Below are 21,782 nucleotides of genomic sequence, written 5' to 3' on the forward strand. Positions count from 1 at the left end.
GACGCGGACGTGCGAAACGACTTGGGAATTCAGGTGCTGGCGCACTACCCCTCGCCGCCGTTCGAGGCGAACTCGGCTTCGAGCGCGTTGAACCTATCGAGCCCGATGAGCGTCTTGAACTCCTCGAGACCCGTCATGGGGCCCGCGCCGTTCGTCGTGCCGGTGGCGTGCAGCGCGTCGTAGACGCCGCGCAGCACAGCGGCGCTGGCGAACAACCCGGAGAGCGGATAGACCACCATGCGAAAGCCGAGGTCTTGCAGCTCGGAGGCCGACAGGAACGGCGTCGCGCCGTCCTCGATCATGTTGGCGAAGAGCGGCACGTCGGGTGGGAAGGCGTCGCGAATCTCGCGCAGCTCGTCGCGTGAGCGCGGCGCCTCGATGAACACCACGTCGGCGCCGGCCGCGCGGTAGGCGCGACCGCGGTCGATGGCGTCGTCCATGTCGTTGACCGCGCGGGCGTCGGTGCGCGCGATGATGACCAGGTCATCGTCGCCGCGGGCGTGCACAGCGGCGCGCAGCTTCTGCACGTGGTCGTCGCGCGGGATGACCCGCTTGCCTTCCAGGTGCCCGCAGCGCTTGGGCCACTCCTGGTCCTCCAGAATCATTCCGGCAATGTCGCCCTGCACGCACTCGGTCACCGTGCGAATCACGTTGAGCGGGCTGCCGTAGCCGGTGTCCATGTCGGCGACCAGCGGAATGTCGACGACGCTGGCGATGCGCCGGGAGCGCTCGATGATCTCCGTTTGCGTCAGCAGTCCGATATCGGGCACGCCGAGGGTGCTGGCGGCCAGACCAAACCCGGTCGTGAAGAACTGCTCGAACCCGGCCTGCTCGATCAGGGTGGCCGAGAGGGCGTCGTAGGCGCCCGGCAGCACGATGATCTCGTCGCGGTCGAGTCGCCGGCGCAGGCGGGTGGAACGACGCATGCTGGTCTCCGGTCGGGGAAGCGGCTGTTGCCCCGATTGTGCCGAACCGGCCACCGTTCGTGGTGACCCGGCCACCGTTCGTGGTGAGCTCGTCGAACCATGAACGGGGTCGCAAAACCCTCCGGTGGCCCGCCCTGTCCGGTGGCCCGCGCTGCGTGCAGCGTGGGACCGGCCGCGGTTGAATCTCCCAGGCTGCACGCAGCCTGGGCCACCGGGCTCGTCGTGAATTCAATTCTCGGATTCGAGGGGCGCTGAGATTCCCGCCTGCTCCTTAGATTCCTCGCTGCGCTCGGAATGACACTCGGGGGCGATCGGCCGGGCGCCGGGTGCTGCCGCTAGGCCGTTTCCTCGGCGGCGCGGGCGGGTTCGGGCGCCTGGGTCACGCGGATCAGCTCCGCGTCGTCGTTGACCGCCTCCGGCGTCACGACGACGGTGCGCACGTTGCGCTCCGACGGCAGGCTGAACATCGGCTCCAGCAGCAGCTCCTCCAGCGTCGTGCGGAGGCCGCGGGCGCCGGTCTTGCTCTCCAGGGCGCGCTCGGCGATGGCCTCCAGCGCCGCGTCGGTGAATTGCAGCTCGACCTTGTCCATCGAGAACAGCTTCTGGTATTGCCGCACCAGCGACGTCTTGGGCTCGGTGAGGATCCGCACCAGGTCCTCCTTGTCGAGCGCGTCGAGCGCCGCGGCCACCGGGAGTCTGCCGACGAACTCCGGGATGAGCCCGTATTTGAGCAGGTCGTCGGCGATCACCTCGTGCACCACGTTTTCGGCCTCGCCCGTCTTCTCGCCGTCGGCGTAGCCGATCCGCGGTCCGCGACCCAGCCGGCGGCTGATGATGCGGTCCAGGCCTTCGAAAGCGCCGCCGCAGATGAACAGGATGTCGCGCGTGTCGATTTGGATGAAGTCCTGGTGGGGGTGCTTGCGCCCGCCCTGCGGCGGCACGTTGACCACCGCGCCTTCGATGATCTTGAGCAGGGCCTGCTGCACGCCCTCGCCGGACACGTCGCGCGTGATCGACGGGTTGTCGGCCTTGCGCGCGACCTTGTCGATCTCGTCCACGTAGATGATGCCCGTCTGGGCGCGGGCGATGTCGTAGTCGGCGGTTTGAATCAGCCGCAGGAGGATGTTCTCCACGTCCTCGCCGACATATCCCGCCTCGGTGAGCGCGGTGGCGTCCGTGATGCAGAAGGGCACGTTGAGGAGGCGGGCCAGGGTGCGCGCGATCTCGGTCTTGCCGACGCCCGTGGGCCCAACGAGCAGCACGTTGGTCTTCTGCAGCTCGACGTCGTCCGCCATGGGGCCGGCGGCCACGCGCTTGTAGTGGTTGTAGACGGCGACCGACACGATCTTCTTGGCGCGGTCCTGCCCGATGACGTATTCGCTCAGCTGCTCGAAGATGCGCTCGGGCGTGGGAATGCCGCCGGTGAGCGGCCGCGGCCCGGGGGTACGCGCCTGCTCGTCGTTGATGATGCTGGTGCAAAAGTCCACGCACTCGTTGCAGATGTAGACGCCGGCGGACCCGGTGATCAGCCGGCGCACTTGCTCCTGGGTCTTGCCGCAGAAAGAGCAGCTATAGCTGGTGCGGGGCGTGCGGCCGCGGGCCATTAGGGTTTCCCGTGCGGCCGAGGGGCGCGCCTCGGCGATGCGCTACTCGGCACCGTCGGCGGAAAGCTCGGCGGCGGCTTCGCGCGGCGCCATGATGTCGTCGATGATCCCGTACTCAACCGCTTCGGGCGCCGTCAGGTAGTAGTCCCGGTCGGTGTCCTGGTGGATGCGCTCCTTGGGCTGCCCGGTCGCCTCAACCAGAATGTTCTCCAGCCGTTCGCGCACCTTGATGATCTCGCGCGTGCGGATTTCCAGATCGGTGGCTTGCACGAAACCCTCGATGCCCTGCGCGGGCTGGTGGAGCAGCATGGTGCTGTTCGGCAGCGCGTAGCGCTTGCCCTTGGCGCCGCCCGCCAGGATCACGCACCCCATGCTGGCGGCCAGGCCGATGCAATAGGTGGATACCTGGTTCGGCACGTGCTGCATGGTGTCGTAGATGGCGAGGCCGGCCGCCACGCTGCCGCCCGGCGAGTTGATGTACATGTAGATATCGGCCTCGGAGTCCTCGCTGGTCAGCAGCAGGAGCTGGGCGATGACCGTGTTCGCCACCGCGTCGTCGATCGGCGTCCCGAGGAAGATGATCCGGTCCCGGAGCAAGCGCGAGTAGATGTCCATGCCGCGCTCGCCGCGGTCGGTGGTCTCGATGACGTAGGGGACGAGAAAACCCATTCCGGTAACTCTTTCTGTTGCCGTTGGCTAGGGTGTCGCGGATTCCGACTCGGCGGCTTCGCCCGGTTCGGCTTCCGCCGCCGCGGCGTCCGCCACCGCTGCAACGTCGGGGTCCGGCTCGTGCGCCGACTGATGGTCGTGCGCGGGCCCGGCCTGGCCGGTCACCGCCTCCACAAGCTTAGCTAACGCCTTGCGATTTCGAATGGCGGATTCGATCCGCGCCCGGCCGTCATCGCGGGCCAGCGAGCGGCGCACGGTATCGCGTCGAGCCTCCGGGTAGCTGGCCGCCACGCGATCGGTTTCCTCGGCGACTTCGTCGTCGTCCGCCTGAATCTCCTCGGCGTCGGCGTAGTGCTCCAGCACGACGCCGCGATTCACGCGCAACACGGCCTGCTGGCGCCAGTGTTCCTCCCATTCGGACCGGGTCTGGCCGATCGAGCCAAGGTAGGTATCGACCGCAATGCCGCGCGACACCATGGCCTGCGTTTCTCGTTCCATGAGCGCCCCGTGCTCCTGCTCCACCAGCACGGCCGGCACCTCGAAGGTGGAGGCGCCGACGAGCGCGTCGAGCACGTCGTCCTCGAGCTTGCCCTGGACCGCGAGGCGGCGTTGCTCCAGCAGCCGCTCGCGGATATCGCCGCGCAGCGCGTCCATGGTGTCCAGCCCCGCCATGGTCTGGGCGAAGGCGTCGTCCAGGTCCGGCAGGCGCGCCTCGCTGACGCTCTGCACAGCACCGCTGAACGTCACGCGCTGCCCGCGCAAGTCCGGGTTGGGATCGTCGAGCGGAATCTCGCTTTCGAAGGCGAACTCGTCGCCCGCCGAGGTGCCGGTGAGCTCTTGGTCGAACTCAGCCGGAAAGCCGTTTTGGCCCAGCCGCACGGAGTAGACCTGCGGTTCGCTTTCGGGGACGCCGGGGGCGTTGATGGAAATCTCGACGCCGACCACGTCCTCGAGCTGCGCCGGCCGCTCGACCGGGTCCCAGGTGGTGCGCATCTCCCGCAGCTCCGCCACCTGGGTCTCCACGTCCTCGTCGGACACCTCGGGCGTTTCGGCCTCAACCTCGAGCGCGGCCACGTCGCCCAACTCGACCTCGGGCGCGACGGCGACCTCGGCGGAGAATACGAGTGGCGCGTCCAGGGACGGCACGTCGGGCAGGTCGAGCTCGGGCTGATCGAGCGGCTCGACGCCCGTCTGCTCCACGGCGTCGGTGTAGGCCCGCGGAACCACGTGCTCGACCATCTCACGCATGACCGCCTCGGCCCCGACGTAGCTCTCCACGATCGGGCGCGGCGCCTTGCCGCGGCGGAAGCCGGGAATGCTCACCCGACCCGAGACGCGACGGATGGCGCGCGCGTATTCCCGCTGGAGGTCCTCGGGACCTACCTCAACATCAAGCCGGACGCGACTGCCTTCGAGCTTGCTGGCGGTGGCCTGCATGGGTGCTCACACGCTCCAACGCGCCCCGCGACGGGCGGCGGGGTGCTCAGGTGGGGAAGGAGAGACTCGAACTCTCACGGAGAAATCTCCACGTGATCCTAAATCACGCTCGTCTACCAGTTCCGACACTTCCCCGCTCGACCCGAGCCGTACGAGGGCTGGATTCTGGACCGGGGCGTGTGCACGGCACCGCGGCAAGTATACGGGCGCCGCGCAAGTTTTCGTGCATCTGTATCGGCAGGCTACGATTGGTCACCATTCGCACCGCATCCGACCCGCTTTGGGTCCACGTGCCCGCCTGGCGAGGAGACCCGCATGGCCTATGAACTGCCGCCGCTGCCGTATGCCTTCGACGCGCTGGAGCCGCATATCGACGCGCGGACGATGGAGATCCATCACGATCGACACCACGCGACCTACATCATGAACGCGAACAACGCGCTGGCCGACCACCCGGACCTGGCCGCGATGAGCGCGGAGGACCTGATTTCTAACCTGAGCGCAGTGCCGGAAGGCATCCGCACCGCCGTGCGCAACAACGCGGGCGGGCACGCCAATCACAGCCTCTTCTGGACGGTGCTCGGCCCGGGCGGCGGGGCGCCCAGCGGCGCCCTGGCCGCGGCCATCGACAGCGCCTTCGGGAGCTTGGACGCGTTCAAGGAAGAGTTCGCCCAGGCTGCGACCACCCGATTCGGCTCCGGCTGGGCCTGGCTGGTTAAGCAGGCGGATGGCTCGCTGGCCGTCACCAGCACGCCGAACCAGGACAGCCCGCTGATGGACGGCTCCGGGACGCCGATCCTGGGGCTGGACGTGTGGGAGCACGCCTACTACCTCAACTACCAGAACAAGCGGCCGGACTACATCGCGGCGTGGTGGAACGTCGTGAATTGGGACGAGGCCGCTCGCCGCTTCGGCGGCTGAGGCGGACACTCGGCGGCGCGGGGGCAACATCTTGAGTTGCCCCCGCGCGCCGCGCCTTTCTATGCTCCCCGCGCGGCGCCGGCCGCCTCCGCCCCTGAATCGACAGGCCTAGTTCGTGTTTGCGCTGTTCCGGCGGCTTCCGTGGATCTACCAGATCGTCCTCATCGTCGTGCTGGTGGCCGCGCTGGTGATCTTGGGATTCCTGGCGCTGCAGCAATTCCAGGCGGGGGCGATACCCGAGGAAGAAGAAGTCTCGGCAACCGTTGACGTTGGCGGCCTGCCGCAGTTCTTGCCGCCGGAGCAGCCGCAGGGTGTGCACGTCGTCGGCGTGGGGGAGCTGGTGCGCACGCCGGATTTGGCCATCGTCGTCTTCAGCGTCGAGGCCAATGCGGCCTCGGCCGCCGCCGCGGCGGGCAATGCGGAAGAGGCCGCGGGCGCCGTGGTGGAGGCCATCAGAGACCTCGACGACCTCGGCCTCAACGACCATGACGTGCAGATCGGCGGCGTCGCCCTTACGCCCACCTACCAGGCCGGAGAGCGCGCAGGCGCGCCGGCCGGCTACGTCGGCACGACGACGACGAGGATTCGCGTCGCGAAGCTCGATCGCGTGGCGGATGTGGTGGACGCGGGATTCGCGGCCGGCGCCGACGCCTTGCACTCGCTGACCTACACCCTGGCCGACGAGGGGGCGCACACCGAGGACGCGCTGCGTGTGGCAACCATCGCCGCCGCCAACAAGGCCCGGGCCATCGCCGAGGCGCTGCAGGGCCGGGTGGCGGGCTTGATCAACATTCAAGAACAGGTCGACGTACTCCCGGCAACGGCCAAGAAGGTGGATCCGGCGCTCGCGAAGCAAGCCGCCACGGCGCAGCCCGGACAGGTGACGATCCGAGCCGTGGTGCGGGCCAACTTCGCCTTCGAGTAGACGGCGCGCGCTTCGCCGGGTACGCACGGCGCGCCACGAGCCGGTCCACCGACGCCTCTCTCGCCGGCATTCCAGAGACGCCGCGCGCTAAACGGCGCATCATGGTCCGGCGCGAGACATCATGCGGACCGTGACAGCCGCTACCCGGCGTCGGATTTGGGGGTGGGATGAGCCTTAGCCGTCGCGGCGCGCCCGGGATCCCCGAGCCCCTGGGGCTGTCGGATCGCGTGGTCACGCTGCGTCGCCGGGCGACGCAACGCCTGCAAGGCGGCAAGCGCGCCCGCGCGCCCGGCACCGCGCGGCCGGGCGTGACCCTGGCCGCGGGCTTTGCGGGCCTGATCACCGTCGGCACCGTCTTGCTGATGCTGCCCTTCGCCAGCGAGAGCGGCGGCACCGACCTCATCACGGCGCTCTTCACCGCCACCTCGGCCGTGTGCGTGACGGGTTTGACCGTCGTGTCCACCGCGGATCATTGGACCGCCTTCGGCGAGGGCGTGATCCTGGTGCTGATCGAGGTCGGTGCGCTGGGATTCGTGACCGGCGCGGTGGTGATCCTGACGCTGGCCGGGCGGCGCACCTCGTCGCGCGAGCATCTGCTCTTCGGTCAGCCGTTGGGCCTCGACCAGCCCGGCGGACTGCTGGGGCTGATCTGGCGCGTCGCCGCGTTGACGCTGTTCGCCCAGGCCGTGGGGTTCGGATTCGTGCTGTGGTACGCGACCGGCGACACGGCCATCGAGAACCCCCTGTGGTGGTCCGCCTTCCACGCCATCTCGGCCTTCACCAACGCCGGTTTCAACGTGGAGCCCGGTACCGCCAGCATGGGCCGGCTGGTGGAAGCCACGAACGTGCTGGCTGCGTTTGGCGTCCTCAGCGTCCTCGGCGGCGTGGGATTCACCGTGATCTTCGACGGACTGCGCCGGCGCTCGTGGCGCCGCCTCTCGCTGGAGAGCAAGCTCGTGCTGACCACCATGCTCGTCGTGTCGCTGGTCGGGTTCGTGGTCTTGTGGATCCTCACGCCGACCTTTGGCGGCGCCATCGCCGACGACGACCTGGGCGGGCGGACGGTCACGGCCGCCTTTCACACCATCAACCGCACCGCGGGCCTGACGACGGTCGATTTGGGCGCGCTGGGATTGGACGCGTGGACCGCCATTATGTTGCTCATGTTCATCGGCGGGGCCTCCGCGTCGGTGGCCGGCGGCGTCACGCTCAACACGGTGGGCGTGCTGGCCGTGGCCGCCGTCTCCCACATTCGAGGACACCGCTCACCCACGGCGTTCGGTCGCACCATCGCCACGGTTTCGGTGACGCGGGCGCTCACCGTGGTGCTGCTGTCGGCGATGGCCGTGTTCCTCGCCACGCTGGTGATGAGCGTGGCCGAGCGCGAGTCGGGCCACCCACTGGGCAACCTCCTCTTTGAGTCGATCTCGGCCTTTGCGGTAGTGGGATACTCAACCGGAATCACGCCCGACCTCTCGGTCGTCTCGAAGACGGTGCTCGTGATCGCCATGTTCGTCGGCCGGCTGGGCGCGCTGACCCTGGCGCAGGCGCTGGTGACGCGCGAGCGGCCCGAGTTGATCCGGTTTCCGGAAGAAACGATCAAAGTTGGCTAGCCACCCGCGAGCGGTATCCGCATGCACATTCTCGTAACCGGGCTCGGGCGGTTCGGCCGCAACCTGGCCATCAACCTCACGCGCCTGGGTCATGACGTGATTGCGATCGACCAGGACCAGGGGGAGGTGCAAGACATCGCCCCCGACATCGAGTCCGCGGTCACCGGCGACGCCACCGACGAGGACGTCCTGCTTGAGATCGGGGCGCCGGACGTGCAGCTGGCGATCGTGGCCATGGCGGAGGTCGAGGCCAGCGTGCTGATCACCACGCATCTCAAGAACCTCAAGGTGCCGATGGTGTTTGCCAAGGCGTCGAGCGACGTGCACCGCACCATCCTGGAGCGGGTCGGGGCGGACCGCGTGATCTTCCCCGAGCAGGAGATGGCCGTGCGCCTGGCCCAGTCCGTCGAGGCCCCGCGCGCGATGGACTATTTCGAGCTGCTGCCGCACCTGGGCATCGCCCAAATCCCCGCCGCGGCTTTCGCCGGCCGCACCCTGGCCAGCATGGACCTGCGCGGGCGCTACAACGCCGCCGTGCTGGCGATCAAGCGCGGCAACGAGTTGGTGGTGATGCCGGAGCTGACCGACCGGGTGCAGGACGACGACGTTCTGGTGGTGGTGGGTCGCGACGACCAGCTCGCGGAGATCGTGGACGCCAGCGCCGGCGACGATTAATTCCTCAGGCCTGTGGATAGCTGGTGGACGGCCCTGGACGGGCTGTTAGGCGCCTAGTCGCGCTCACGGGCGCCGCTTCAAGTCCGATACGAGCGTTGCTGACCGTGCTCGACCAAACGCTCCCCATTTCTGGTGACAGAACCATGTCCACAGCGTGGACGCACCATATATAGGTCGCGATGCGTTAGTGCACCTAGATGTTGTGCACTATTGGCCGAAGGCGGTAGCATACGCCCTACCGAGTCGCATCTTGCGGCCGGCGCGGGGGGCAGTCGCGCCGTAGGCGTAGTGAAAGGCGTGGGTTTTCGTCTCGGGCATGCAGCCGGGGCGTCGGGGCAACCATGATTCAGATCATCGGGGAGATGCACAAAACGCGTGACGGGCGATCCTTCTTCATCGATTACGCCGAGTTCATTCCGGAGGCCGGGGCCTATGACCTCGTGCTCTTCGGGCTGCGGCGGGATGAGCAGGATTTCTCGATGACGGTGGCGTTCCCCGAAGAATCGATGAGCGCGTGGGGCGCGCGCGACTTCCTCGTCCGCGAGGGGCTGGCGCACGTCCGCGCCCAACTGGATCACGGGGTCGAAGAGGACGGCTCGTTGATCGAGGCGCCCTCGGCGGCCAGCGGACCGACGTTTCGGATTTCCATGCCGCGACGCCCGCACCGGGCGTAGTTCGTCATTCGGTAGGGGCGCTGCGGAGGCAGCGCCTTTGTTGTCCACAATGAAATACAGGGAAGCGGGCGACGCTTCCGCCGGAGCAGGGTCTCCGGTCGAACGGGGGAGAGGGAAAGGATGCTAGAGACAAGGGCTACCGCTCCGACCACGCCGCAGAGCGCCGCGGCCTGGCCAGCCTTGTCCGACAACGCTCTCGCGGTGCTGAAAAAGCGCTATTTCCTCAAGGACCGCGTGGACCATCCCATTGAAGATGTCGACCAGTTTTTCGAGCGCGTGACGCGCGGCGTGATCGACATCGAGCGTGAGCGGGACTGGGTGGACGACGCCAGCCATCGCGAGCTCTTCGACGACATGTACGGGCTGCTGCGCGGGCTGCGGTTCGTGCCCAACAGCCCCTGCCTGATGAACGCGGGCAAGCCCGGCGGCTACGCCCAGCTGGCGGCGTGCTTTGTGCTGCCGATCGACGACGACCTGCGCAGCATCAAGACCACGGACATGAACGCCGCCATCATTCACCAGACGGGCGGCGGCACCGGCTTCAACTTCTCGCGCATCCGGCCGCGCGGCGACTTCGTCCGCAGCTCGGGCGGCGTGGCCAGCGGACCGGTGAGCTTCATGTCCATGATCGACTACTCCTGCGGCGAGATTAAGCAGGGGGGCACGCGCCGGGGCGCCAACATGGGCATCCTCAACGTCGATCACCCCGACATCGAAGATTTCATTCGCTGCAAGACCAGCGACGGGCGGATTGCCAACTTCAACATCTCGGTTGGCGTGACCGACGCCTTCATGGCGGCGGTCGAAACCGGCGGGGACTACGACCTGGTGAATCCGCGCACGGGCGCGACGCACGTGGACCCGGCCACCGAGACGCCCGCCCGCGCCAGCGCGCCCGACATCTGGCACAAGCTGGTGGACGGCGCCTGGCTGAACGGCGAACCCGGCATGATCTTCCTGGACCGGCTGGAGCGCACCAATCCCACGCCGTCGGTCGCGCGGCAGGACACGACGAATCCCTGCGGCGAGCAGCCGCTGCTGCCCTACGAGGCGTGCGTGCTCGGCAGCCTGAATCTCACCAAGCACCTGACCGCCGACGGCGCCGCGATCGACTGGAGCGCGCTGCGCCGCGACGTGCAGCTGTCCATCCGCTTCCTGGACGACATGGTGGAGGCTTCGAACTTCCCGATTGAGGACATCGACGCCATCGTCAAGCACGGCAACCGCCGCGTGGGCCTGGGAATCATGGGCTGGGCGGACATCCTCTTCACCCTGGGCATCGCCTACGACAGCCCCGAGGCGGAGGAACTGGGCGAGCGGGTGATGCAGTGCATCAACGACGAAGGCCGGCGCGCCTCCGAGGCGCTGGCCGAGGCGCGCGGCGCGTTCCCGAACTTCGAGGGCTCGCTCTGGGACTCGCAGGGCCACGCCCCGCGCCGCAACGCCACGGTCACGACCATCGCGCCCACCGGCACGATCAGCATGATCGCGGACTGCTCCAGCGGCATCGAGCCGCTCTTCGCGCTGATCTTCTGGAAGAACGTGATGCGCGACGGCGACGACAACGCAGCCACCTCGCTGCGCTACGTCAATCCGCAGTTCGAGCAGTATGCCCGCGCGCACGGGTTCTACAGCGACGCGCTGCTGGACGCCATCACCGACAACCACGGCAGCTTGCGCATCACCGAGCACACGCCGGACTCGGCGCGGCAGGCGCTGGAGACGGTGCCCGAGGAGGCCCGCCGCCTCTTCGTGACGGCGCACGACGTGACGCCGGATTGGCACATCCGGGTGCAAGCGGCGTTCCAGCGTCACACCGAGAACGCCGTGTCCAAGACCATCAATTTCCCCTATGAGGCAACGCGGGAAGACGTGGAGCGCGGCTATCGCCTCGCCTACACCCTGGGCTGCAAGGGCGTGACGGTCTATCGCGACGGCAGCCGTGACTTGCAGGTGCTGACCACCAGCGACGCCGGCGACAAGACCCGGCGGGACGACGCTCCGGCCGAGGAGGCCCCGGCAGTGGTCGAGGCGGCCACGAACGGTCACGCCGCCGCGCCGGCAGAGGCGTCCAACGGGCATCCCGCGCCCGCGCCGCCGGCCGCCGCTCCCGAGCCGCTGCCGATGGTTGCGGCGCAGGAACGCGAGCGCCCGGACCAGATCCACGGCACCACCACGCGCATCCGCACCGGCTGCGGACCGCTGTTCGTCACGGTGAACGACGATGAGCGGGGGTCCCCGTTCGAGCTATTCGCCACGCTGGGCAAGGCCGGCGGGTGCGCGGCGGCGCAAACAGAGGCCATCGGGCGGCTCGTCTCGCTGGCGCTGCGCTCGGGCGCGCCCGTGGACGTCGTCCACAGCCACCTGCGCGGCATCACGTGTCACCGGCCAACCGGATTCGGGCCCACCCGCGTCCTGTCGTGCGGCGACGCCATCGCGCAAGTCGTCGCGCTGCGCATGAGCTCGCAGCCCGAGGGCTACGTGCCGATGGTCGACCTGCAGGGCGAAGGCACCTACGCCCCGCCGAGCGTGACGCTGGAGGGCGACCGGTCGGAGCACGTGCCGGTTGCCGCCGCCACGCCGGCCCCGCCGGCAGGTCCGGCGGCCATGGGACACGCCGAAGCGCAGCCGACGATGTCGGCGGCGGCGGGAATGTCGTTCGCCGGCGCCTGCCCCTCCTGCGGCAGCAGCCACCTGGTGTCGGCGGAGGGATGCCTCAAGTGCATCTCATGCGGCTACAGCGACTGCGGCTGACCTCGACCAGCGGCGGCCGCACCGCGGCGTAGGCCGATGGACGACGCGACGCTGCGTCTGCTCGTCAATCGAATGGTCCGCGCGGCGAAGCTCCAGCGGGGTCTCTATGCGGAGGTCGCGGCGGACATCACGGCGACGCGCCAGGCGGTGGCGGTCGTCGTCATCACGGCCCTGGCGGCGTTCATCAGCGATCAGATCGGACCGCCGGACCTCTCGTGGCTTGGCATCCCGGCCGAAGCTGACGGCGGGTCGTCCTTTGGCATTCTGCTGCTCATCATCGGCCCCATCCTGGCCATCGTTGCGTGGCTGGCGTGGTCGGTCGTCGCCTGGTACGTCGGCACGCGAATGATCGCCCAAGACAGTCAGGACGTGCAGTTCCTGGAGGTCGCGCGGGCCATCGGATTCGCGCAGACGCCAAGCGTCCTCGGCGTGACGCTGTTCATCCCCGTCCTTGGACTCATCATTCAAGTCGGCGTGCTGTTTTGGGTGTTGGCAACCGGCTTCATCGCGATCCGCGAGTCCATGCGACTCACCGATGGCCAGGCCGCCGGGACGATGGTCGTCAGCGTCATCGCTTTCTTCGTCATGACCGCCATGACAACCGCGATCGTCGGCCTAGCGATCCCCTGAGCGCCCTCAGCTCCCCGGCAGTGCGGCCTTAAGCGCTGGACCAGTGCGAGCCCCGCGATGCCGCGGCGCGGTATAGTACCGGAGTGTGGCCAGGGGATCGGGCGGCCGCCTGCTAGAGTCGCAACGATCCCGCTGGCACACACTCCGGCGCGCCCAGTCTAGCCAGGGAAGGCGCGCGCTTTGGGCCTCGTTCTCGCTTCATAGTTCGCGCGAATCCTGCTTGCGCCGGTATGGCCGCGGCCTTAACGCTTCGAATGGCGCGCGGGGCGAGGGCGGAGGCGTCGGGCCTTAGACACCCGCCGGAGGCTCCGCCGCCAACACCTCCGCCGACACGGTCGACGCGAAGGGCTGGAAGGCCTCGCGCATGCGCCGCGCCAGCTGCACGGCCTGCGCGTCGTAGCGGGCGGAATCGGCCCACTGCCCGCGGGAATCCAGCAGGTCGCCGGGGACGTCGGGACACACCGTGGGCACGCGCAGCCCGAAGACCGGCTCGACGGCATCCGGTACGCCGTCCAGGGCGCCGCTGAGCGCGGCGCGGATCATCGCCCGCGTGTGCGGCAGCTGCACCCGGTCGCTCTCGCCGGCGGGGCCGCCCAGCCAGCCGGTGTTGACCAGCCACACGCGCGGCTGGTGCTGCTCGAGCCGCTCGCCCAGCATCGCCGCGTAGGTCGGCGGCGGCAGCGGCAGGAACGGCGCGCCGAAGCAGGCGCTGAACGTCGCCTGCGGGTCCGTGACGCCGCGCTCGGTGCCGGCCACGCGCGCGGTGTAGCCCAGCAGGAAGTGATACATCGCCTGCTCGGTGGTCAAGCGTGAGATCGGCGGCAGGACGCCGAACGCGTCCGCCGCCAGCAACACGATGTTACGGGGATGTCCGGCGATGCCGCCGGGGACCACGTTCTGCAGGTGCGAGATGGGATAGGCCCCGCGGGTGTTCTCGGTGATCTCGTCCGAATCGAGGTCGAGCCGGCGCGACTCGGGGTCGAGCGGAAGGTTCTCCAGCACCGTGCCGAAGCGCCGCGTGGTCTGGTAAATCTCCGGCTCGTTCTCGGCGGACAGGCGGATGGTCTTGGCGTAGCAGCCGCCCTCGAAGTTGAAGATGCCCGTGTCGCTCCAGCCATGCTCGTCGTCGCCGATCAAGGGACGCTCGGGATCGGTCGATAGCGTGGTCTTGCCGGTGCCCGAGAGGCCGAAGAACAGCGCCACGTCGCCTTCGGCACCGACGTTGGCCGAGCAGTGCATCGACAGCACGCCGCGCTGCGGCAGCAGGTAGTTGAGGATGGTGAAGATGGATTTCTTCATCTCCCCGCCGTAGGCCGTGCCGCCGATGATGATGAGCCGCGCGGCGAAATTGACCACGATGAACGTGCCGGAGTTGGTGCCATCCTCGTCCGGGTTTGCCTGAAAGCCCGGCATGTCGATGACGGTGAATTCCGGCTCGTGGTCGGCAAGCTCGTCGGCGGTGGGGACGATGAAGAGGTTGCGCGCGAAGAGGTTGTGCCAGGCCAACTCGTTGATCACCCGCACCGAGAGCCGGTAGCGGGGATCGGCGCCGGCGAAGCAGTTCTGCACGTAGAGATTGCGACCCTGCATGTAGGCGCGGAGCCGCCCGAAGAGCCCATCGAAGCGCTCGGGATCGAGCGGCTTGTTGTGATTGCCCCACCACACGGCGTCCGCGCGCTCCGCGTCGCGCACGACCAACTTGTCATTTGGCGACCGCCCGGTGTGGGGAACGGTTCGCACCACCAAGGGGCCCAGATGCGCGATTTCGCCTTCGCCCGCGCGCACGGCGTGCTCGTAGAGCTGGCTCGTGGGGAGATCCCAGAAGACCTGCCCGTGATTCGTGATCCCGAGCGCGGCCAGCGAGCCCGATCGAGGGTCGTTATCTGCATCCGACACGAAGCGGCCTCCTGAGTTCGGTGGCGGGCGCCCCATCGGCCCCCAGGGCCGTGCGCCACAACCGGACGAAGCTACCGCCCGGCCCACCGATGGTACAGATTCGCGCCGCGCGGCGACGGTTGCCGCTGGATGAGGCGCTGGCCACAATGCGGGGCGGCGCGTTCGACGGGAGCCCGTGCATGCCGATTCCCCTGAGCCGGATCGACGGGATGCCCCCGTCGTCGCCCTACTTTCCGCGTCCGCCCGCGCGCTATCGCGGGATGCGCGCGCAGACGGTGCTGTTCCGCGCGGACCCAGGCCGCGTGGCCGATCTGCTGCCCGAGTGCCTGACGCCGGCGCCCGACGGCGCCTGCGCCGCCATTGGCGTGGACGCGCCGTGGTCGAGCCACTACGGCGCGTTTCAGGCCATCGTCGTCGCGGCGGGCTGCCAATTCGAGGGACGTTCGGGCTACTACGTCGTGGTGCAGTACGTGAACTCGCGCGGGAGCATTCCGGCGGGCCGCGAGATTTGGGGCACCCCCAAGGTCTGGGCCGACATGCGCGTGGAGCAGGCGGAGCGGGTGATGGCCACCACCGCCTCGGTCGGCGGGGTGGATATCGCCGCCGTGCGCTCGACGGCTTACCTGCCGTGCGAGCCCGCCGATCTGCCCAACCTGACGCCGATGTGGCGTCTCAAGGTGATTCCCCGCGCCGACGGCAACGGGCTGGACGTGCTGCAGCTGGTGTCCGGCGGTCGCCAGGGTGCGGACACTGTGGTCCACGTCAGCCGCGCGGGCGACGGGGTTGTCGAATTCCGCCCGTCGCCGGTGTTCGACGTGATGGGGCTGCAGCCGCGGGAGTTCACGGGGGCGTTCTACGCGGAGTCCGATTTCACCGAGGACTTTGGGGTTGTTGATCGGGACTTTCTGCAGGAGCCGTGGGACGGGGGCCCGGGAATGACGGACTCAACGTAGCCCCCTTCCCGCACGTCGCCGCGTTCGCCTGTTCGGTATTTGTATGGTATCCTCACGTACCGTGTGAGGAGGTCCCGCGCGCGGTGGCTGCGTCGTCGCCCCGGCAGGCTGGGCGTAATCCCCTGCCATCGCCGCCTGCGAGAGCGACGCGAACCGCCGGCATCGCTGCATCCGCCGCGTCCGCGGGGCCTCTTCCGCGCGGTTCGGATCCCGCGGACTCCGCGCTAGCCGTCGGCCTCGTGACGCTCCATCAGCGCCCAAAGATCCTTGCTCTCCGGCCACTCGAGCGAGTGCCGCCCCACGAACACCTCACGCACGATGCCGGTGGGATCAATGAGGACCACGGAGGGCCGCGCCATGTTCCACGACTCGAAGTTGATGCGGACGTAGACGCCGTAGTCGCGGACCATTCGCCGCTCGGGATCGACCAGCACCGGGAACGGAAGCGCTTCACGCTCGGCGAAGGCGTCGACAACCTTGAGGCCCTGCGCAAAGACGAAGGCCACAGCCACGTCCCGCCTCGTCCACTCGTCCAGCTCGACCTCGAGCCGCGCCATGTAGCCATGGCAGCTCAGTCACCAGACATGCCGCAGAAAGACCAGGTAGAGCCAGCGGTCGGCAAAATCCTGCAAGACGGTGCGCTTGCCGGTTCCGGCGATATGGGCGTGGAAATCGGGCGCAGGTTCGCCGATGGTGAGTGTCGTCGAGCCCTTGGCGCGCGGCATTTCGAGCTCCTACGTCACGATGTCCCGGCGTCGAAATAGTACGACCGCCAGGCCGGTAGCGACGACGGCGGCTGCCGCCAGCACCACCGCTTCCGTCCAGGCGAACTCCCCGGTGGCGAATTGCTCGAGGGGCCGCCAGTAGCGAAACAGCGACACGTAGCCCAGCCACTCCAGCGGTTCGACCACCTCGGCAACCAGGTAGATCACATACATCGCCACGACGATGAGCGCGCTGACGCCGTAGGTGCGGCCCGGCTCGAGCAGCACCGTGGCCACCACCGCGGCAATTCCCGCGCAAGCCATGGCGATCAGCCAGAGCTGCACGTGCACCAGAACGATGTCGCCGGTGGGAATGGGCGTGTCGCCGGCCCAGGCGGCCACGCCGAGCAGCAGACCGACCATCGAGCCGGCGACGATGATCGCGGCGCCCAGCGCCACCGCCGACAGCCGCGTGAGCAGAAACCGCTCGCGTGTGATCGGCTGGGCCAGCAAGACGTCGAGGGTGTGGCGGCCGTAAGCCCGGGCAATCGTGCCGCCGCCGGCCCACATGCCGAAGTAGGCGGCGAGAATCGGCAACCAGGTGGTGAGCTGCGAGCCGAGATATTGGAGGAAGGCGCTCTGCTCGATGGCGGGACTGTCGAAGCCCCGGCCCAGGAAGGCGGCACGGGCCGCTTCCGGCATGGTTTCGAGGAACGCGTCGAGATCCAGGTCGCGCGACGATGGCCAGAGCGCCATAACCAGGAGCGCGAGAATGAACAGCCCCACGGTGAACCAGAAGATGGCCAGACGCCGATGCCGCAGGGTGTGCAGCAGCAGGTGAAGCGTCACGTCGCGGCCTGCTGGTCGTAGTAGCGCAGAAACGCGTCTTCGAGACTGGGCTCGTCGACGGTGAGGTCGGCGACCTCAAAGCGCGCCAGCGTCTTGATCACCCGGTCCACGGACCCGGTGACTTCGAAGCTGATCTCGGCGTCGGTGCGTGACACCACCGCGGCGCCCTCGAGATCGTCATCGGTGGGCGTCGGTCCCGCGAAACGGGCGTGGAAGCGTCGCACCCGGCTTTCGGTCAGCACGTCCACGCGCTCCACGGCCACGAGCCGCCCCTCGCGCAGGAGACCCACGCGGTCACACAGATGCTCGGCTTCGGACAGGATGTGGGTGGAGAGGAAAATGGTGCGGCCCTCATCGCGGTATTCGGCCAGGATGCGGCCAAACTCCTGCTGCACCAGCGGGTCGAGGCCGCGCGTAGGCTCGTCTAGGAGATAGAGCGGCACGTCCGCCTGGAGCGCGCGGACGATGGCCACCTTCTGCCGGTTGCCGGTCGAGAGGGCCTTTATCCGGCGCGAGGTGTCGAGGTCCAGCCGCTCGATCAGCTCATCGGTGCGGTGCACCGGCACGCCGCCCATGCGCGCGAAGGCCCGCAGGTAGGCCGCCACCCGCGTGGACTCATAGAGCGCATCGGCGCTGGGCTGGTAGCTCACGGAGCGCCGGGCCGCGGGACCCTCCGCATGCACGTCCGTGCCGAAGATGCGCGCCGAGCCGCTGGTGGGCCGCATCAAGCCCAGCAGCAGACGGGCCGTGGTGGTCTTGCCGGCGCCGTTGGGTCCCAGGAAGCCGAAGATCTCCCCGCGCTCCACGGTGAGCGACAGATCGGTCAGCGCCCGCACGCTGCCATAGGACTTCGACAGCGCCTCGGTGACGATGGGCGGCGCGTCGGTCATGGGCGGCGAGTCCCTCGATCAGGCCGGTGGCGGCGTAGTCCGAAGGCGACTCTACACGGCGCCGCTGCGACGTGCAGCCGTAGCCGGACCGGACACCAGGCGCCACCCCTACTCGATTGGAAGTTCCCCACGGAGCCATAGCGCACCCCGCTGGCGGATCAGCCCAGCCTGGAGCGCCGCCGCGGCGCTTCCGAGTTGCCCAAGAGTCCGAGGGCCGCTCCCGAGCCGCACCACCAATAGCGCCGTTCCACCGCGGATCGCCTCCGCCATACGGCGGCCACACCAGGTGCGACCGAGAGCAATTTGCCCGGTACTCGGACTGGACGGCCATTGCGCTGGACAGGCCGATCGCCGGCGAGATTCGGGCGCGGCCGACGCCGTCACCGGGCGATCACGCAGATGCCTGAGCTGGGGTCCGACCGAGGGCGTGCGCAGGTGCACTTGCAGTACTATTGAAACAGCCCTCTCGCATCCTTCGACCAAGGCCACCAGAAATGATGGGGCAAGCTGGTCTGCCGCATGCTCAGGCCTCACGCGGCCTCTTTGCCCTTAGGCACCCATCCCCGAGTCCGAGGCAAGGCGACCGAACAGCCATCGCGAGGCGAGCCGGAGCCAGATCTGGATAGCACCGCGGTGGCAGCGCGCCAAGCAGTTGGTGCGGGTTCGCTGCCCAGCACGCCGTTCGGACGCCAACGCATGCGCGGAGTTGCCGGGCGAAATTGGGACCAACCCCAGGTTGTATGAGTGACCGTTGATCCAACGGTAGTTCAGGGCCTGCTACTCCTGGCGGCCGAGTTGATCGTGCTGGCCGCCGTTGGATACGTCGTCGTCCGGCTGGCGTTGCGGCAGGCCGACGAGCGCGTCGCCCTGGCGCAGGGTCTGGTGGTCGGCCTGGCGCTCTGGGGTCTGATCGTCAACTTCGTCATGTACGCCGTCCCTGGGCTTGCCGGCGCGATCGTGGGTTGGGGCGTCGTGCTGGCGATTGGCGCGGTGCTGGTGTGGCGTGCGCCCCACCCCATTTGGCCGCAACCGCGGGTGGCGGCGGGGTTTGCCGTGGCCTTGCTGGTGCTGCTGTGGATCGCGCTGGCCAGCCGGCAGTTGCTGTCCATTCCTGATCCGGGAGTTCGTCTGGGGCTGGCGGCCTCGATCCGCGCCGGCATCTTTCCGCCGGAGCTGTCCTGGAACCCTGGGACGCCGGTGTTCTATCACCACGGGGTGCCGCTGTTGGCCGGGCTGCTTACGCCGCCGGTTGGGCCCGATTTGGCGTTCGTGACCGAGCTGCTGGGCGCCTACGCCTGGGCGAGCTTCGCCTTGGTGGTTACGACGATGCTGTGGCAGCGCTCGTCGAGATTCGCCGCGACGGTCACCGCTCCGCTGTTGCTCGCCGCCGGCGCCTGGACCTTCACCTGGGTGGGCGACGGCCTCGTGACGGCCCCGGTCCCCGTGGGCCTACCGGCAGCCGGCCTGCGCACTTCCTTGGCAGACATCTATTGGCCGTCGGTGGATCTTTCATGGGCCGTCTACGTCTGGGAGTTTCGCGAAACGGCGCTTGCCAACATCTGGAAGCCTGGGTTTCTCCTGGCCTACGCGCTGGTCCTTGTCGTGCTGGAGCGGGCCTCGCGGGCGACCGACGGGTCGTGGCGAGGCGAGCTGACGCTCGCAGGGTTGGTTGGCTTCGTCGGCCTCTTGACGACGACGCTGGCCCCGGTGGCGCTGGCGCTATGGACCGGATTGAACGCGGTGAGCCTCAGCCGCGGCAAACGCGTCGGGATGTTGGCCCCGGGCGTCGTCCTCCGGTCCGGAGCCGGACCCGCGCTCGCCGTTCTCCTGCTGCTCGGCAGTGGCGGAGTGCTTGCCGGGACTCTTTGGGGTGACGCGTCACCGAGCTTGGCCTTGGCGTGGAACGCGCACCAACAGGGCGGGCAACTCTTGGGCCAACTGGACTCACGGCCCGGCGGAGTGGGTCTGCTGGGCGTGGGGCCGGTGGTCTTGGCGGGCGCCGCCGTGCTGCTGGCTCGCCGCGACCGCTTGGTGCTCACGCTGGCCATCGGAACCGGCGTGCTGGCGGTCGCCTACATGGTGCTGGACCGTCCACCGGCGTCCCATGACACCGGTCGCTTGGCGGGACACGCCCGCAACCTGGCGTTGGCAGCTCTGCTGCTGGCGCTGAGCGTCCGCCTGGCGCGCTTGCCACAGCGGTGGCGCTATGTCGCAAGCGGGCTGCTGATCGCCCTGGTTGTCTGGCCGACGATCGCGGGGCCTCTGCGCCACCTGGGCGGAGCGGTCTCGCAGGGAACCGAGGTGGCGAATGCTGCCCGCGAGCCTCGCGAGTGGATGCAGGGGCGATATTCGCTCGACAGCCGTTTCCCATCCGACCAAATCGCGACCTATATCCGGAACCACACGCCCGTGGATGCGCGCGTGTTGACGATCGAGCCGCCCTATACGGCCGTGGCATTCGCCACCGGCCGCCCGAGCGGGGCCGGGTTCATCGGGCATCTCCACTTCGACACGAAACCGGGCCCTGAGTATCTTGACGCCGTACGCCATCTCGAGCCAACGGCCCTGCGCCGGCTGAGCATTGCCTACGTGCATGCCACGGATGCGTGGATCGCCGAGCTGACGGATCAGGCCGCAGGTTGGCTCAATGACCCGCGGCTGTTCGAGCCGCTGATTCGCAGCGAGGGCGAGGCGCTCTACCGCGTGCGGCCGGCGTTCGTGGACCTGGCGGCGGTACCCGCGCCGGCGTCGTTCGAGGCGCTGCGTCAGGCGGTGCCCGCGTCCGCGTCGGCCTACTTTCCCGCCGAATTCGCGTCGCCAGCGCAGCATCGCGTGGCGGCGGCGCTCGCCCACGCTCGATTGCTCGGCGACATTGATCCGCGTGTGCTGTATTTGCTCACGCCGTGGCCCTCCGAACCACTCGGCGACCGAGTGTCGGACCTCGTAGTCCTGCCGCTGTCCGTCGAGCCGTGGATGCTGCCGCCCGAGGGCCGGCAACCCATCTGGTGGAATGCGCAGGATGGCATCGCGGTGTACGCGCCCAACGGGGCCGTTGCGCCGATCATGGCGCCGCCCGCCAGCATGCAGTCGCCAGAGCCATCGCCGGTCGGCGTGCAGGTGTCCGACGTTGGCACGACCGATGGCCGGCTCACCTTCACGGTGACGATCGACGACCTCGCCCCGGACCAGTGGAGTGGGCAAGACTGGCAACTCCTCGCCGGCGAGGAGTCGCCCTGGGCGATCCCCACCGAGCTTGAGCCGGACGGCCGCACGCCCGTCGTCGCGCAGTGGTTCGCCGGCCAGATGGCGCCACGGCGGGACGTGACCACCTACCAGTACGTCTTCGACCCACGGACACCCCGTCTGGCGGTCGGTGAGCGCGGTCAGGCGACCGATGTCGCATCCGCGGGCGACGGCGTTGGCGAGGGGATCTGGATGCTGTCCCTGCGGCTGATCCAGGAGGTGGATCGAGGCACCTACGTGGCGCAGGAGGACATCGCCGTCATTCCCCTGCTGCAGATCGAGATATCGGAGACCGGTGACGTGACCGTGTTCGTCTACGACGACGCGCGAGGAGTCGACGCGGAGCCAGCGGTCAAGCCCTAAGGCGCGGCACTCGATCGCGCTTCGCTGCGGGCCGGTCGCCGCCCAGGGTCGCTAGA

At 68.6% G+C, this 21,782-nt stretch carries 18 protein-coding genes and 1 tRNA gene; 9 read left to right on the top strand and 10 right to left on the bottom strand.

The features are described from left to right. Nucleotides 1-44: 44 nt before the first annotated feature. The 5 genes from OXG79_02215 to OXG79_02235 form a co-directional block, all read right to left on the bottom strand. Complete coding sequence (locus OXG79_02215) at nt 45-926, bottom strand: oxaloacetate decarboxylase (protein ID MCY3782580.1); 882 nt, start codon at nt 924-926, stop codon at nt 45-47. 335 nt (nt 927-1,261) lie between these two features. Next, nucleotides 1,262-2,530: an ATP-dependent Clp protease ATP-binding subunit ClpX gene (clpX, locus tag OXG79_02220; protein MCY3782581.1), complete on the bottom strand. Its 1,269-nt coding sequence runs from the start codon at nt 2,528-2,530 to the stop codon at nt 1,262-1,264. A gap of 42 nt (nt 2,531-2,572) precedes the next feature. Continuing rightward, a complete protein-coding gene (locus OXG79_02225; protein ID MCY3782582.1) occupies nt 2,573-3,199 on the bottom strand; it encodes an ATP-dependent Clp protease proteolytic subunit in 627 nt (208 codons plus the stop codon). Nucleotides 3,200-3,226: 27 nt separating this feature from the next. Further along, on the bottom strand, nt 3,227-4,636 hold the full coding sequence (gene tig / locus OXG79_02230) for a trigger factor (protein MCY3782583.1): 1,410 nt from the start codon (nt 4,634-4,636) through the stop codon (nt 3,227-3,229). Nucleotides 4,637-4,687: 51 nt separating this feature from the next. After that, nucleotides 4,688-4,771, bottom strand: a tRNA-Leu gene (locus OXG79_02235). Nucleotides 4,772-4,951: 180 nt separating this feature from the next. On the opposite strand from OXG79_02235, the gene OXG79_02240 reads away from it, so the two are divergent. The 7 genes from OXG79_02240 to OXG79_02270 all read left to right on the top strand — a co-directional run bounded on the left by OXG79_02240 (nt 4,952) and on the right by OXG79_02270 (nt 12,828). Continuing rightward, on the top strand, nt 4,952-5,557 hold the full coding sequence (locus OXG79_02240) for a superoxide dismutase (GenBank protein ID MCY3782584.1): 606 nt from the start codon (nt 4,952-4,954) through the stop codon (nt 5,555-5,557). Nucleotides 5,558-5,672: 115 nt separating this feature from the next. Further along, complete coding sequence (locus OXG79_02245; GenBank protein MCY3782585.1) at nt 5,673-6,482, top strand: SIMPL domain-containing protein; 810 nt, start codon at nt 5,673-5,675, stop codon at nt 6,480-6,482. Nucleotides 6,483-6,649: 167 nt separating this feature from the next. Then, entirely contained in the window at nt 6,650-8,095 is a 1,446-nt protein-coding gene (locus OXG79_02250) for a Trk family potassium uptake protein (GenBank protein ID MCY3782586.1), read from the top strand. 21 nt (nt 8,096-8,116) lie between these two features. After that, nucleotides 8,117-8,770: a TrkA family potassium uptake protein gene (locus OXG79_02255; protein MCY3782587.1), complete on the top strand. Its 654-nt coding sequence runs from the start codon at nt 8,117-8,119 to the stop codon at nt 8,768-8,770. A gap of 341 nt (nt 8,771-9,111) precedes the next feature. After that, nucleotides 9,112-9,444, top strand: coding sequence for a hypothetical protein (locus OXG79_02260; protein ID MCY3782588.1), 333 nt, complete (start codon nt 9,112-9,114; stop codon nt 9,442-9,444). A 180-nt stretch (nt 9,445-9,624) separates the two neighbouring features. Further along, nucleotides 9,625-12,198 carry a vitamin B12-dependent ribonucleotide reductase gene (locus tag OXG79_02265; GenBank protein MCY3782589.1) on the top strand — a complete coding sequence of 858 codons (2,574 nt, stop codon included), beginning with the start codon at nt 9,625-9,627 and terminating at the stop codon, nt 12,196-12,198. Nucleotides 12,199-12,234: 36 nt separating this feature from the next. Continuing rightward, nucleotides 12,235-12,828 (top strand): YIP1 family protein, encoded by a 594-nt coding sequence (locus OXG79_02270; GenBank protein ID MCY3782590.1) that lies wholly within the window; start codon nt 12,235-12,237, stop codon nt 12,826-12,828. A 288-nt stretch (nt 12,829-13,116) separates the two neighbouring features. Here OXG79_02270 and pckA read toward each other — a convergent pair whose 3' ends face one another. Continuing rightward, nucleotides 13,117-14,724, bottom strand: a complete 1,608-nt coding sequence (gene pckA, locus OXG79_02275; GenBank protein MCY3782591.1) for a phosphoenolpyruvate carboxykinase (ATP) — start codon at nt 14,722-14,724, stop codon at nt 13,117-13,119. 89 nt (nt 14,725-14,813) lie between these two features. Between pckA and OXG79_02280 the strand changes: the two genes are divergently transcribed. After that, nucleotides 14,814-15,677: an acetoacetate decarboxylase family protein gene (locus OXG79_02280; GenBank protein MCY3782592.1), complete on the top strand. Its 864-nt coding sequence runs from the start codon at nt 14,814-14,816 to the stop codon at nt 15,675-15,677. Nucleotides 15,678-15,901: 224 nt separating this feature from the next. Here the strand turns inward: OXG79_02280 and OXG79_02285 are convergent, their stop codons facing one another. The 4 genes from OXG79_02285 to OXG79_02300 are packed head-to-tail and all read right to left on the bottom strand — an operon-like array spanning nt 15,902 to nt 18,120. After that, nucleotides 15,902-16,234 carry a redoxin domain-containing protein gene (locus OXG79_02285; protein MCY3782593.1) on the bottom strand — a complete coding sequence of 111 codons (333 nt, stop codon included), beginning with the start codon at nt 16,232-16,234 and terminating at the stop codon, nt 15,902-15,904. Between the two features lie 18 nt (nt 16,235-16,252). Next, nucleotides 16,253-16,402, bottom strand: a complete 150-nt coding sequence (locus OXG79_02290; GenBank protein MCY3782594.1) for a hypothetical protein — start codon at nt 16,400-16,402, stop codon at nt 16,253-16,255. A 9-nt stretch (nt 16,403-16,411) separates the two neighbouring features. After that, nucleotides 16,412-17,230, bottom strand: a complete 819-nt coding sequence (locus OXG79_02295) for an ABC transporter permease subunit (protein MCY3782595.1) — start codon at nt 17,228-17,230, stop codon at nt 16,412-16,414. After that, nucleotides 17,227-18,120 carry an ABC transporter ATP-binding protein gene (locus OXG79_02300; GenBank protein ID MCY3782596.1) on the bottom strand — a complete coding sequence of 298 codons (894 nt, stop codon included), beginning with the start codon at nt 18,118-18,120 and terminating at the stop codon, nt 17,227-17,229. The genes OXG79_02295 and OXG79_02300 overlap by 4 nt, the downstream gene beginning before the upstream one ends. Nucleotides 18,121-18,864: 744 nt before the next feature. Here OXG79_02300 and OXG79_02305 point away from each other — a divergent pair. Next, nucleotides 18,865-21,726, top strand: coding sequence for a hypothetical protein (locus OXG79_02305; GenBank protein MCY3782597.1), 2,862 nt, complete (start codon nt 18,865-18,867; stop codon nt 21,724-21,726). The last annotated feature ends 56 nt before the right edge of the window (nt 21,727-21,782 follow it).

Source organism: Chloroflexota bacterium, assembly GCA_026706485.1.
Classification (GTDB): domain Bacteria; phylum Chloroflexota; class UBA11872; order UBA11872; family UBA11872; genus JAJECS01.

Bases quoted from the DNA above. Each gene is read 5' to 3' on its own strand.
- OXG79_02280 (MCY3782592.1), top strand. From the start codon at position 14,814: ATGGTACAGATTCGCGCCGCGCGGCGACGGTTGCCGCTGGATGAGGCG.
- OXG79_02250 (MCY3782586.1), top strand. From the start codon at position 6,650: ATGAGCCTTAGCCGTCGCGGCGCGCCCGGGATCCCCGAGCCCCTGGGG.
- OXG79_02290 (MCY3782594.1), bottom strand. From the start codon at position 16,402: ATGCCGCGCGCCAAGGGCTCGACGACACTCACCATCGGCGAACCTGCG.
- OXG79_02255 (MCY3782587.1), top strand. From the start codon at position 8,117: ATGCACATTCTCGTAACCGGGCTCGGGCGGTTCGGCCGCAACCTGGCC.
- OXG79_02270 (MCY3782590.1), top strand. From the start codon at position 12,235: ATGGACGACGCGACGCTGCGTCTGCTCGTCAATCGAATGGTCCGCGCG.
- clpX (MCY3782581.1), bottom strand. From the start codon at position 2,530: ATGGCCCGCGGCCGCACGCCCCGCACCAGCTATAGCTGCTCTTTCTGC.
- OXG79_02240 (MCY3782584.1), top strand. From the start codon at position 4,952: ATGGCCTATGAACTGCCGCCGCTGCCGTATGCCTTCGACGCGCTGGAG.
- OXG79_02225 (MCY3782582.1), bottom strand. From the start codon at position 3,199: ATGGGTTTTCTCGTCCCCTACGTCATCGAGACCACCGACCGCGGCGAG.
- OXG79_02215 (MCY3782580.1), bottom strand. From the start codon at position 926: ATGCGTCGTTCCACCCGCCTGCGCCGGCGACTCGACCGCGACGAGATC.
- OXG79_02300 (MCY3782596.1), bottom strand. From the start codon at position 18,120: ATGACCGACGCGCCGCCCATCGTCACCGAGGCGCTGTCGAAGTCCTAT.
- tig (MCY3782583.1), bottom strand. From the start codon at position 4,636: ATGCAGGCCACCGCCAGCAAGCTCGAAGGCAGTCGCGTCCGGCTTGAT.
- OXG79_02260 (MCY3782588.1), top strand. From the start codon at position 9,112: ATGATTCAGATCATCGGGGAGATGCACAAAACGCGTGACGGGCGATCC.
- OXG79_02285 (MCY3782593.1), bottom strand. From the start codon at position 16,234: ATGGCGCGGCTCGAGGTCGAGCTGGACGAGTGGACGAGGCGGGACGTG.